At 68.0% G+C, this 11,399-nt stretch carries 12 protein-coding genes; 5 read left to right on the top strand and 7 right to left on the bottom strand.

Features of this window, described 5'->3' with window-relative positions:
* Positions 1–283 precede the first annotated feature (283 nt).
* A complete protein-coding gene (locus tag FXF52_RS38585; RefSeq protein ID WP_148804611.1) occupies positions 284–508 on the bottom strand; it encodes a hypothetical protein in 225 nt (74 codons plus the stop codon).
* A 579-nt stretch (positions 509–1,087) separates the two neighbouring features.
* Between FXF52_RS38585 and FXF52_RS38580 the strand changes: the two genes are divergently transcribed.
* On the top strand, positions 1,088–3,187 hold the full coding sequence (locus tag FXF52_RS38580) for a fibronectin type III domain-containing protein (protein ID WP_255472832.1): 2,100 nt from the start codon (positions 1,088–1,090) through the stop codon (positions 3,185–3,187).
* Complete coding sequence (locus tag FXF52_RS38575) at positions 3,187–3,909, top strand: hypothetical protein (RefSeq protein WP_148804609.1); 723 nt, start codon at positions 3,187–3,189, stop codon at positions 3,907–3,909. Before FXF52_RS38580 ends, FXF52_RS38575 begins: the two co-directional genes overlap by 1 nt.
* 460 nt (positions 3,910–4,369) lie before the next feature.
* On the opposite strand, the gene FXF52_RS38570 is transcribed toward FXF52_RS38575, so the two are convergent.
* Positions 4,370–5,872 (bottom strand): hypothetical protein, encoded by a 1,503-nt coding sequence (locus tag FXF52_RS38570; RefSeq protein WP_148804608.1) that lies wholly within the window; start codon positions 5,870–5,872, stop codon positions 4,370–4,372.
* Positions 5,873–6,067: 195 nt separating this feature from the next.
* A complete protein-coding gene (locus FXF52_RS38565; protein ID WP_148804607.1) occupies positions 6,068–6,625 on the bottom strand; it encodes a hypothetical protein in 558 nt (185 codons plus the stop codon).
* 115 nt (positions 6,626–6,740) lie between these two features.
* Between FXF52_RS38565 and FXF52_RS38560 the strand changes: the two genes are divergently transcribed.
* A complete protein-coding gene (locus FXF52_RS38560; RefSeq protein WP_148804606.1) occupies positions 6,741–7,871 on the top strand; it encodes a hypothetical protein in 1,131 nt (376 codons plus the stop codon).
* Positions 7,841–8,371, top strand: coding sequence for a hypothetical protein (locus FXF52_RS38555; protein ID WP_148804605.1), 531 nt, complete (start codon positions 7,841–7,843; stop codon positions 8,369–8,371). The genes FXF52_RS38560 and FXF52_RS38555 overlap by 31 nt, the downstream gene beginning before the upstream one ends.
* Positions 8,372–9,129: 758 nt before the next feature.
* Here the strand turns inward: FXF52_RS38555 and FXF52_RS38550 are convergent.
* The 4 genes from FXF52_RS38550 to FXF52_RS42195 all read right to left on the bottom strand — a co-directional run bounded on the left by FXF52_RS38550 (position 9,130) and on the right by FXF52_RS42195 (position 10,510).
* Positions 9,130–9,417 (bottom strand): DUF5131 family protein, encoded by a 288-nt coding sequence (locus FXF52_RS38550; protein ID WP_255472830.1) that lies wholly within the window; start codon positions 9,415–9,417, stop codon positions 9,130–9,132.
* Between the two features lie 91 nt (positions 9,418–9,508).
* Positions 9,509–9,850, bottom strand: a complete 342-nt coding sequence (locus tag FXF52_RS38545) for a hypothetical protein (protein ID WP_089006358.1) — start codon at positions 9,848–9,850, stop codon at positions 9,509–9,511.
* A gap of 103 nt (positions 9,851–9,953) precedes the next feature.
* Positions 9,954–10,118, bottom strand: a complete 165-nt coding sequence (locus FXF52_RS42730) for a hypothetical protein (protein WP_222870913.1) — start codon at positions 10,116–10,118, stop codon at positions 9,954–9,956.
* Positions 10,119–10,336: 218 nt separating this feature from the next.
* Complete coding sequence (locus FXF52_RS42195) at positions 10,337–10,510, bottom strand: hypothetical protein (protein ID WP_187413970.1); 174 nt, start codon at positions 10,508–10,510, stop codon at positions 10,337–10,339.
* A 457-nt stretch (positions 10,511–10,967) separates the two neighbouring features.
* Here FXF52_RS42195 and FXF52_RS38535 point away from each other — a divergent pair.
* On the top strand, positions 10,968–11,399 hold a 432-nt coding region (locus tag FXF52_RS38535), incomplete at its 3' end, for a nuclear transport factor 2 family protein (protein WP_148804604.1).

Genomic DNA, 11,399 nt, shown 5'->3' with positions numbered 1-11,399 from the left:
ACGCACGATCGCCTGGTACCACGGCATGCGACGGCTGCGCATCCCGGGGGGAACGCCGTGATGACATGCATGAAGCCTTCCTCGGCCTCGCCACCTGCATCATCACGTACCGGCACGTCGTACGACTTTGTTAGGACCTCTTAATGTGCTGTACTTGGCTTTGCCTCGAACCGGCCCGCAGGAACGTCAGGCAGTGCCGCAGTTTCCACCGAACAGCACACCTCAGCGGGCCAGGGTGGTCGTCTGAGCCGCGGCCAGCAGCCCGTGGAGCGTGCGGGAAGCCCTAGACGGTACCGGGTGGGTAAATGCGGGCGCTGTAGAAGTCTCGCATGTCGTCGAGGCCCGGTGCCGCCCACCGGTAGCCGTCCTCGTCGCGCTGCCACGTCACGTTCTGGCCGCGGAGGTCGGAGCGGTCCAGCCAGTCGGCGCCGATCGGCCAGTACCCGGTCCAACCGTCCGGGCGCAGTGAGGCGAAGGCGGCCTCCACCATGTCAACGGCATCGTCCACATCGTCGTCCTAGAACCCTGCGGCGAACCGGCACAGCAGCGCCAGCGCGGGCCCGGGATGCGGCAGTTCCGCATCGCAGCCAGGGCCCGACAGACCGGTGCGAGCTCGGCCCAGCGCAGTGCGTACGGGTGCCATGTGCGCAGTCGTCCCAGCCCAGCTCGGCCGCCTCCCCTTCACCCGGGCTGAGGATCCCGAGGCTGTGATAACCGAGGACCGGGCTGAGCTCAAGCGCGACAGGCCTCCACGATGGACTGTTTCGTGCTACCGTCCGCCAAGTCATTGATAGACTTCAGTGAAACGGGGGTGGGCATGGCCGACCACAAGCACCATCGGCATTCCAGCAGGTTCTTACGGGCGACGGCACTCGTCGTCTCGTTCATTCTGCCCGTCAGCCTGGTGAACCAGCCGGCTGCCGAGGCGACTCCGGACGAGCAACTTCCCGCGTGCGCGGACCCGTCGGTGCCAGAGGACGTGAATCACGCCTCCATCCGACTCGAAGGGCCGACGGCTGGGACCGAGGTCGCGGTTGACGAGCACGGGAAGATCGCTGTCAACGGCTTCCTACACAAGGAGGCCACGATGGTCGACGTCTCGGTCGGCCGGCTGACGACCTCCAGCTTCACCTTCGGACCGCCGCCGGACGGGGTGACGGACTGGTCGGCGTCGTGGACCACCAGTCTTCGCCCGGCGCAGCTGGGAGAGAACGAGGTGTGCGCCCGCGCCAAGCGCGAACCCGGACGCTACGCCAAGATCCTGCGTTCGGTCACCGTGGTGGACCTGCTCCCGCCGAGCGCCGTCCCGGGTCTGACCGTCGGCGCCATCACGGCGACCACGGCCAAGGCGACCTGGGGCGAGGCCACGGACAACTACGGCCTCGCCGGATACGAGGTCACCGTCGACGGCGGGACCCCCCACCGGACCACCGTCGGCACCCGGTCATACTCCATCACCGGGCTGTCGCCGTCCACCGACCACACAGTGTCTGTAGTCGCCGTCGACCTGGCGGGCAACAAGTCGGCGGCCCCCGCCACGGCGTCCTTCACGACGGCCGCCGCCCCGCCGCCGCCGGATCCTGATGCTGACCTGGTCCTCGACCCGGAGCAGGGTGCCGCCACGGCAACCTGGCATCCCGACCCTGCCACCGAGGTCAGCTACCGCGCCTACCTGGACGGCCAACTGTACGACGAATTCTCGCTGACCCATTTCTGCCAGGACGCCAGCGGCAATCCGGCGAACCCGTGCACGGCGGAGAACAGCATCAGCCTTCCAATCGGCCCCTTGGAGGAGTACACGCCGTACACCTTCCGGGTCGAGGCCCTGCGCGCCGACGGCACGGTGGTCCGTGAACTCTCCGGCGACTTCACCACCATGATCAACACAGACGAGGTGTCTCCCGCGGCCACGCAACAGGCGGCCAGCGAGGCCTCGCAGTGCGCCGGGAGCGGCGGAGACTTCTACCTCGCGGCGGACTCGCGCGCCGGTGTCTCGGTGCCCGCCGGCAGCACGGAGCTGTTCCCGGGCTGCTACACCGTTTCGGACAACAGCTGTCTGGAGGCATTCCTGCCGCCGTCCGGGGAGAAGCTGGTCGACTGCGCGGACAATCTCACCCAGCTCCTCTTCTCGGCGGCACCGCCCGGCCGCGGACCGGTGATCTCGTCGGTGGACAACGTCCCCGGCGACGTCGCGCCGCTGTTCGACCCAGGCAATGCCACCGTACCGATCACCTGGTGCGCCCAGAACACCACCACGTGCACGCTTCTGCTGGCGCCTGCCGCGCAGACGGTTCGGCTCGTCGCGGTCGCGCCCGCTGCCGCCGCCGGCACCTCCTGGGTCGTCGTCACGCTCTCGGGGATCGGCATCGGACTGGCGCTGTGGGCCCTGCTCGAGATCCTCTTCCCCGGTCAGATCGGCATCCACGGCCTCCTCGAGTACCCGATCCACCACGACACCGACTTCGACACCTTCGAGAACTGGGGCACGGACGAGGGCGAGTGGTACAACAGCCTGAAGCTCTACGCGGAGGTGATCAAAACGACAAAGCTGGTGGCCGATCGGGACAACATTCCCTTCGCCTGGACCGACGAAGAGGACGCCCGGCTGAAGCGGATCATCGACGCGGCGTGCACGGCCCAGCGCGGCACCCAGGGTACGGCCGGCTGCGACAACGGCTTCGCCGTCTACGTCCCCGGTGGCGTGTCCTACGACCTCAGGCCCTTGAAGGAGACCGGGACCCACATCGTGACCGCGATGGGTGACGGCGGGTATCCGCAGCCGCCGACGCGAGCCCAGTGGTTCTACCCGGCCCGCAGCCAGGGGGGCCAGGCCGCCACCAACGCCGGCTACCCGCGCCGCTGGTTCAACACTCACTTCACGCCGAACGAGTGCACCGGGCGCGCGCCCGGGACGGTCTGCGACGAGTTCCCGTTCTGGGTGACGAACCAGGCGGTAGACCTGTCGGGCGAGCGCGCTTCCCTGAAGCCGGTCCCGCCTTCGGAGTCAAGCCCACAGGGCACCGAGATGTCTGCGTTCTTCCGCAAGTGCGACGTGGCCGACGGGGAGCGGTTCATCGTGCTGCCGGTGAAGCCATGGGTCGCGGCGAACGGGCCGAGCTTCGGATTCCGGGTCAGCGAGGGCGGGGCCAGCATGTGCATGACCCCCCAACCGCCGGCGGCTCCCTGATGCTCGACGACGTGCGCGTGCTGCGTGACGCGGTCGCGGAGTACCGCGCGGCGGCGACGGCTGCGGGCCTCGACTGGCCCTCGCACGCCGAAGCGCCCGTCGCGCAGCCACCCGACCTGGTCTACCGGCTCTTCGACGTGGACCACGTCGCCGAGCAGCTGACCTGGTTCCAGTCGCAGAAATGGCCGCCCAGGCGGCTGCTGCCCAACGGCGGATGGATCATGCCGTGGCCGACCAACGGGGGCGAGGAACTCGACACCCTGGCGATATCGATCGGCACGCCCTTCCCGTGGCGGCATCAAGTGCGGCTGTTCAACTTCGAGCACCTGGTCTACACGTTCGTGCTCGCCGGCGACCACGAGGGTGAAATCTGGCGCTACGAGTTCACCCCCGATGTCTGGGGTTCGGCTCGTGCCGCCACCAGTCTCGCCGCGCTCTTTTCCGGATGGACGACGGGGATCACCGCTGGCGCGGTCGTCTACGACGAACTCAACGGTTGGCTTCAGCTCAGGGAAGGCGCGCAGGACGACGTCGCCATGCTCCGGGAACGGGTTCCCGACGTCGATTTCCTGACCTTTCCGATATATGTGGCGGATGAGTCGCTGCTGCGGGCGCGACAGCGCGAATGCGGGGTCGACATGGACTGCATCGAGCGAGGCTTCGACTGCTACGAGGAACTGTTCGACACCGTCCGGGCCACCCGGAGATCACTCGGCATCTGACCCGGCGCCGACCATCTCGGGGACTATGCCCGGGATTCGCGCCTCAGACGATCTCATCTCGTCGCTCCGAGCGCACTGGCTGGCCAGTGCGCTCGGAGCGACCGCGCAGCGTCCCGGTGTAGCTGTAGGTCGCTCCGCCATCCGGTACGCCTTTCGAACGGCTGGCGGTAGTTGGACCGCCAGCCGTTGCTCGGCCGCATCCAACCTGCCGATGATCGCCGGGATCATCCTGTTCGCGCTCGGCGCCGAGCAGATTCGCCGTGCTCGCACCGACGGCGCACGCTCCTTGGCAGGTCCGGACGCCACCCACACCGCCTGCCGTAACGCTGCGTAACGAGTGCTTCGCGGCTTAGCGCGCGGGCGCGGCTCCGTCATGCGTGGGGGCGTTCGTCGACTCGGCTCCACACGCGGCAGCGACATGCTCGGGTGCCGCCTTTGACCTCGATGCCGAATCGAAGGCTCAGCGCAGGGCGATGTGGGCGTCGGTAAGGAAGTGGTCGCGGTCGTCGCCGTGGGCGATTGCCGCGTTGTAGACGGCGTCGATCGCGGCTGCCAGCGGATCGTCATTCGCCAGGGCGATCAGGGCGGGGAACGCGGCGGCCTGCTGGAGCACGTCGGTGACGCGACGTGTGCCGGACGTCCTCGCGGCCAGGTGGAGCGTGATGGTGGTGTGCGGCACCTCGGAATCGGACAACAGCCGGTTGAACGCGGCGGTGCCGTTCTGCTCGGTGAAGGGGCGGGGCAGTGGGCGGTCGGCCTCGGCGGCGGCGAGCGCGGCGGCGATCCACCCGATCCGTTCCAGCCCGGCCACCCGCATCGCGCGGCGGGCCGCCCAGCAGGCTGTCTCACGTTGGCGGGCGGCGGGCAGCGCGTCGATGCGGTCGAGCAACGGGCGGTCGATCCGGGCCAGAGACCTCGCCTGGCTGGCGAGCCCGCGGACACGGTCCGACGGCGGTGCACCTCCCCACTGCTCGGCGTCGCGCTCGGCCTTCAGGCGGCGGGTCTTCTCGGCTAGCGCGGTCGCCGCGGCGGCCTGATCCCGCAAGGTCTCCATCCACGGATACGACCCGGCGGTGTCGAGCAGATGGTCCCAGATCAGGCCGAGGGCGAAGGCGTGCCGGCCCAGCACTCCCTCGTGCCGCAGTGTGAAGCCGTCGGGGCCGGACGTCAGCCGTACGGTAGTCGGCTCGTTGTCGGGCAGCGTGTCCAGCGGATGGGGGAAGATCGGCTCGTCGGCGGTGGCCCACGACCAGTTGAGGGTCTCGCCGTTGACCGGTTCCAGCCGGACCTCCAGGTCCCCGGCGGGCAGCACTGCCCCGGAGACGGCGACCGGCGCGGGCCGGTGACGGACCACCGTTACCCGAGGCAGTCCGGCGTCGTCCTCGTATGAATCGGATAGCAGCGGCCGCAGTGCGGTCGGGCGGCCGGACGGGCGCGGTACCAGGGACAGCATCGCCCGCTCGGCGGCCTTCGCCGGTTTCTGTTCCCAGTCGCGGCCTCCCGGGTCGGCCAGCACGGTGCGCCATGGCGTCTCCTCGGACACCGCCCAGATGTGCAGCTCGTGCCGCTCGGGCGGGTCGTCGTCGGTACGCACCGTCTCGTGCAGGCGGTCGCGCGCATGCACCCGCACCCGGATCAGCCCGCGAGGGACGGCGACGTCGGTGAGGGCCTCCGCGCCGCCGCCCATCAGGCCGACGACCGACAGCCTGCCGCTGGGACTCCAGAGGGTCGCCTCGCTGATCGCGTCCCAGTCAGCGTCGACCTCTGCCGGAGGCCCGGGCAACACACGGACGCGTGCCTCGATCCAGCCGGTGTGTATGCCACAGAATCCGGTGAGCTGATTCGGCCCGCCGACGTGCAACAGGCCGTCGCCGAGGGTGTAGACATCTAAGCCGAACGCGCCCGGCACGGTGAACACCTGGTATTGGCAGTAGCTGACGAACAGCCGCGCCCAGCCCGTCACGGATGCCGGAGATCGATGATCTGCGCCATGCACATCGTCCACCCCCAGATCCTACGGACATCGGCATCGGACCCATGACCCACGGGATCGACAGGAAATCCTCGCCAACGCTGTCCGACCAAGCCGGGCGGCCGGCCCGGTACGCACAAGCGTCTGTCACCGCATGATTGGTGACGCAACCGTGGAGGACTGGCCTTATGCGGGAAGCAGGCCCGGTGCCGCGCTTTGTCGGCGGCATATCCGCAAAATCGGCACAAGATGACGCCACCAGCACCCGAGTGAGTCCTCTCCCGCGCGTTGCCGATGCGCCAGCGGGCTCAGGCGAAGTCGGGATGGTCCAGATCGACCGTCACCGAGTTGCCGAAGTTTGTTGGTGAAGGTGGCGAGCCTGCCGCATGCCTCCGCCTTCTCGAACGGGTTGGAGTCGGTCAACGCCGCGATCCAGATCAGGTTCCGATCCTTGTCCAGCCGAGCGAAGAAGCCTTCGGAGCCGTGGGCTCCGTCGCCGCCGCAGACGTAACCGGCACCATCCGGTATGGGGACGTCCGCGCCGCGAACAATGTCGACGTGGGTCACATTGTCGGGGTCTTCGCCCCGCATGGCATCCAGGTCGAGCGGCGGGCCGAGATCGAACCAGTCCCGCCTCGCTCCGCCGCCAAGCTCGACGGCGCGTGCAGAGCCATCCGCCCGGAAGAGGCCGTCCCACCCGGGCGCGAGCCCCTCGGCCCACAGTTGGAGGATCGTGGTGGTCACCCCTGCCCCCCTTTTTGCCTTCCATCCGCCTGCTCGAACCAGCCCTGCCAGTATGGGCACTCGTCGCGTTCGCGCTTGCTCGGCATGCGTCTTTCCGCGGCGCACGCCTCGCGGCGTGAGCACGCACGTGGCCTTGATCGGCCTTGCCGACAGGGACGTCAACGGCGCCTGGTCCGACAGGCAGCGGCTGCACTGCGATGATGACGGCGTGATCATCCCCGGATGCTTGGACGGGTACGAACCGCCGTTCCTACGATCGCCGCTGGTCGACGGCTCCGGGATGATGGCGCACGCGCTGTTCTGGCCCGCCTTCCTCTCCACCGTCGGCGGATCAGCGTCAGTGCCGGACGCCTTCAACGTCGACCCAGCCGACCTGGAGCAGATCGTCGACACCTTCCTCGACCCGCACAGTTGGCCAGTGTTCTCGCTGCCACTTCCCGGGCACCGTCGGCTGCACGTCATCATGCGCAACTTCGAAGACGATGGCGGCGTGGACTACGTGCTCGATCCCGGCACCGGCGACGCATCGATCCCCCTCGCGGCCATGGAGGGACACTTCCGAGGGCCGGCGTTCGCGTGGCCGGAAGTCGTCGCCGCAGCGCGCCAGCCGGATCCGGATCACACCCCGGCCGAGCGGCTGCTCCTACTCATCCCGGCCTGCGCCGACACCAACCGCCCACGCGAGGCGGTCGACCTGGTCACGGAAGCCTTGACCGCTCTCGGCGCCCGGTCCCACGTACGTCAGGTCAGCAACGAATTGCTCAACGCCGCAGGTACTGGACGCCGTGCCGATGGGCGAACATCGACGACGTCCTCGTCGGCCTTGGATCGCACACCTACCGCCGCCACGGAGGTGAACTATCCCAAGAACAACTCCACCTCATCGCCGACACGCTCCAGCCCTCAGGGAACGCCGCACACCGGTAGCACCCCAACGCATTGCTTCCGTTGCCGCCAGTGCTGCTGCCCGCGGGAAGGATCCGGCCGGGAAGCAAGTCCTGCTACGAGTACCCCGGTCGACGAAGCAGGGTGCGGCGCGGCCGCCCCACGGCACGGCCCGCACTGTCGCACCGCCCAACACCTCATAGCGCGGGATGGATCGCGCGTGGCCCCCGACCGGCGTCACCGGCCCGACTGGCTGGTCCTCGTGCATGCTTCCGGCTACCGGGGACTCCAATGGCGGCGCGGCTGGCGCGGAGCAGAATCATGGTGGGTATGCCGCTGCACCGAATCGACGCGATGCTAGAAGTCGAGTACAACGTATTCACCGTCGCCGCGGCCGATGCAGGGCCGGGCAGCATGGAGCGGCCGTACGGCAACGGGCTCGTGGCCGCCACGGCGGGGGAGGACGGCAGTGTTGCCGTGATCGTCACGGGTCTCGTGGACGGAGACGTACACGTCGTCGCCGAGTTCTGGGAGGCGCCACCGCCTCCCCCGCAGCTAGACGTGTGGCAGGACGCCGCTCAGGTCGACATCGACTGGCCCGGTGGCCCGGTTCGGCTACTCGGCGCCGACGTGCTGCCATTTCCGGAGCTCACGCTTGCCGCCAACGTGCCACCTGGCCGGTACCGGCTACGGGTGGCCGGACGCAATCGCGATGACGGCGAGGCCCGGCTCCCGGAAGCCCCGGTCGAGGAGTACCTGCTCCAGATGTGGCCGGCAGCCGGTGACGACGACGCCCGAGTGCTGAAGTCCACCAGCGGAATCGCCGCGCTCTGGATGGCTGCCTCCCCTACCGGGAGCTGATCCATCGGTTAGTACTTCAACGTCGGCTTGGCTTCGGCGTTTGGCATGCTCCAGGGCCTGTGGTCGCTACCGGCAAGGGCTGCGGCCAATCCCGCTGGTCGTCATTACCGCCGACCACCGAAGGCCGGCTGACCTCGGTGCAGATCTGTACGTCGAGCCGTACCAGCACCTGTCAGTACGTCGACATCAAGCAGCCCTTGCCATCAGTCCGGCCCGAGCAGGAATGGGCGGTGCCCTCAAGCGCTTGGGACCGGAGGTAACGATCCGCTGGCCACAGCAGATCCCTCGCCTACCTGGCAGGTGGAGGCGTAAAGGTGGCGAGTGGGTGTGGCTGGCCGGTCATGACGGCCAGAGCGGTGGCGACGGCCTGGAGGTCGGCTTTGATGTAGGTGGTCGTGGCGGGACCACGGCGGTCGGTGTGGCCGGCGTAGGCACGCGCGATGCTCGTCGATCAATTTCGCGTTCGCCGCAACCCATTCTTCCTCTGAGGTTATCGGATCGTGCGCGACAGCCAAGGGCAGGATCCATATTCACGGCATAAAAGGTTTGCGATCCCATGGCGGCAACGTCACCGGGAGCCCACTCGCCGCTTGAGCCGTCCATCCGCAACTCCCGTCAGTCGGCCCGGGACTTCGGCCACCCTCGATAGTTTCACACCTCCTCGGCCTCCTGATAGGACGCAGGCCCAGTCGAGTCGGTCGCTGATCCCCAGAGGCGTCGACCGGACCGGCCGCTTCGTGCGGCGGCATCCAAGGGATCTACTCCCCCGCCGCCCACAGGAAGCGACCGGACCTCATCCGATATCGATCAGTGGGGCGCCTCCAGGTCAACGGCAACCCGAGGCTGTCCGGGTGGAGCGTCAACCCGAACCCCGGTCCACTCGTCCGCGGATCCCCGTCTCGCTGGTACCGTGGCTGCCCCATCGCCTTGAGCCGTTTGGCAAGCGTCAACGCGTAGCAGTTCTCGCATCCACGGCTGACGCGGTCGCCGCCCGTCGTAGGGTTCCACGTCGCCTCTGTCCATTCGATGGCGCTGCGGTCACCCATGGCTGATCCTCACTTCGCGAGAGTATTCATTCGAACGAGAGTTCGACAGAGCGGACGTCGTCGAATCTGCTCACCGCGGTGATTTCGCCGACTAAGCGGCCCGGCGTACGGGTCGCAGCAGGGTGAGAGCGCGGAGAGCGTCGGCTCGGGAGATGGGCTGGTCGTCGTCGGATTGCATGGTCAGGACGATCTCGATGGCTTGCCGGATCCAGGCGGTTTTGGTGACGCCGGCTTCCTTAGCAGCTGCGGCGACGGCTTCGTCGAGGTCGATGGGCATGCGTAGGGACCGGACCACCATGACTTCAGCGGCCTCGGGCAGGGAAGCGAGTAGCTCGGCCTCCCGTTCAGGGGTAGGCGGCGGCTCGAAGGTGAGGTTGTTCATCAGCGCGGCCGCCTCTTCAGGGGTGGACGGCAGGTGCTGGTTGTCGCTCATCGCGTCTGCTCCCATCGGGTGAACTCGGCCAGCTCGGCGTCGGCCATGTCACGCGCGCCGATGATTTTCCAGGTAAAGCCGTGGACGTGGTGCACGGCCACGATCAGCGGCCGGCCGTCGTACGGGCCCAGACGGTCAACACTTGGAAGCCGGCGGCATCGGCGGCAGGACGCGGCCACCGCTGCTTGGCCTCCAAAGCTTGGCGTACCTCATAGGGCTGCACGCCAGCGAGCGCCCGCAGGGCCCACTCTTCCCACTCGTACGGCACTCCGCCAGTGTAATACACACGTATTTCCGCAGCTACTGGTAGGGCAGATGCGGGGCGGGCGGGCAGCGCGGGCCGGCCTGGGTCGGCCCGCGAAAGCGGCTCAGTGGGTGAGGCTGGCGAAGTCGTCGGAGTCGAACCGCAGCCGTCGTCGTGCCGCGGCGGCGGCGTAGAGCGCCATCGTGATCACGCCGGTTGGGGCGAACAGGCTGCGCCGCCGGTCAGCTCACACGCCGGGCCGGCCTGCACGTGGAGGTGCTCGCCCAGATCTTGGTCGTGACCTCCACCAGGTCGTAGGGGCGGGGGCTGTCGGTGAGCTGCTGCACGGCGGCGGAGATCGCGTCGGGGATGTAGCCGATCACGGCCGGGTGCTGGGCAGGCAGCTCGGGTGGCACGGGTGGCCGGGGCCTGCGGTTCCTCAGCGATGCACTCGTTGTTGTGGTCGAACTCGGCGGGCGGGATGGCGTGCCGCGGACGGCCTCGTAGTCGCGGACCAGGGCGGCGAGCAGGTGCGGCGGTTCGGCGGCCTGCCCGGTGGCCGTGTAGCAATCCGCCGTGTACGGCCCCGGGACCCGGAGGCCAGTTCAATTTTAGAGCGACCGGCAATAGGTGCCACCTGAGCAACATGGCAGGGCAGGCACGGGACTCCCGTCGATCCCTGAGCGTAGAGAACTCCGATGATCGATGGACCCGTGCCTGTTCGCTACCCCGGGATGCCTACCTGTCCAGATCTTGACCTATCGCCGGTCGCTCTTAAATCTCTTCGACAAAACACCGCGCAAATCGGTAGAGGTTACTACCAACCGCAGCAAAATTTCCCGACATGGCCACTGTGGATGGAGAAAGACTCCCATGAACGAGCTGACTCATCACGCCGAACTCATCGAACTGCTGGGCAAGTACGCCGACATCGCAGACCTGAAGGAGTTCGACGAACTGCCCGGCCTCGTCTTCACCGACCCGTTCACGCTCGACTTCGAGTCGGTCGCCGGCATTCCGCCAACGAGCACGCCGCTCGGTGATTGCGTCCAGATCATCCGCCACACCTTCGCGCCCTTCACGGCAACTCACCACGCCATCGCCGGCCACGTCATCAAGATCGACGGCGACCATGCAACGATCCACGCGCACGTCCGCGCCGAACACTGGCTCCCCGACGAGCTCACCAGCGGGGGACCCAACCGCTGGCTGGTGGTCGGCTTCTACGACAACGAGGCGGTCCGCACGGCCGGCGGCTGGCGCCTGAGCCGCGTGAAGCTCACCGCGGCATACCAGGAAAACCAG

It is taken from the genome of Micromonospora sp. MP36, assembly GCF_008119785.1.
In the GTDB taxonomy this organism is placed as follows: domain Bacteria; phylum Actinomycetota; class Actinomycetes; order Mycobacteriales; family Micromonosporaceae; genus Micromonospora.
The sequence above is the reverse complement of the archived record's forward strand: the minus strand, read 5'-3'. Positions and strand labels throughout refer to the sequence as shown.

Bases quoted from the DNA above. Each gene is read 5' to 3' on its own strand.
- FXF52_RS38575 (WP_148804609.1), top strand. From the start codon at position 3,187: ATGCTCGACGACGTGCGCGTGCTGCGTGACGCGGTCGCGGAGTACCGC.
- FXF52_RS38545 (WP_089006358.1), bottom strand. From the start codon at position 9,850: ATGAGCGACAACCAGCACCTGCCGTCCACCCCTGAAGAGGCGGCCGCG.
- FXF52_RS38580 (WP_255472832.1), top strand. From the start codon at position 1,088: ATGGTCGACGTCTCGGTCGGCCGGCTGACGACCTCCAGCTTCACCTTC.
- FXF52_RS38550 (WP_255472830.1), bottom strand. From the start codon at position 9,417: ATGGGTGACCGCAGCGCCATCGAATGGACAGAGGCGACGTGGAACCCT.
- FXF52_RS38555 (WP_148804605.1), top strand. From the start codon at position 7,841: ATGCCGCTGCACCGAATCGACGCGATGCTAGAAGTCGAGTACAACGTA.